We start from the raw sequence: 372 nt of genomic DNA, 5'->3' as shown, positions 1-372 counted from the left end.
GGGAGTAACTCCCTAAAAATGGTGTCCGCTTCAATGGTAAAGTAGGGTTGTAAGTTAAAATCTAACCTCTTTACTCATTATGTAAGTATCTGAAAAAGAATTAGTATCTTTACATCAGTAAAGAAAATCAAAGACAATATGGAAGAATTTAATATTCACGAAGTAGCAGAGGAAAACAATCTGGATGTGATTAGTACCACAACCGGGAAAAATGGATATCCCCAGTCGGTTAAATATGCAATCACCGGTTTCCCTAATTTTTCAGAGGCAGAGAAATTGGCCGAGAAATACGGATTGCGTATCACTACTTTCTGGAAAAAAGCAGGTTGGCAACTCTATGTCAGAGACCGCAATACGACATTCGAGCCGATG

Annotated in this window: 1 pseudogene; it reads left to right on the top strand. The window is 38.4% G+C overall.

The annotated features are described in order from the left end of the window. Positions 1–138 precede the first annotated feature (138 nt). A pseudogene (locus tag KTG12_RS21515) lies at positions 139–372 on the top strand (hypothetical protein); the annotation flags it as partial.

It is taken from the genome of Parabacteroides sp. MSK.9.14 (genome assembly GCF_019041495.1).
GTDB lineage: Bacteria > Bacteroidota > Bacteroidia > Bacteroidales > Tannerellaceae > Parabacteroides > Parabacteroides merdae.
Note: the sequence above shows the minus strand (reverse complement) of the source record. Positions and strands in the feature narration are given on the sequence as shown.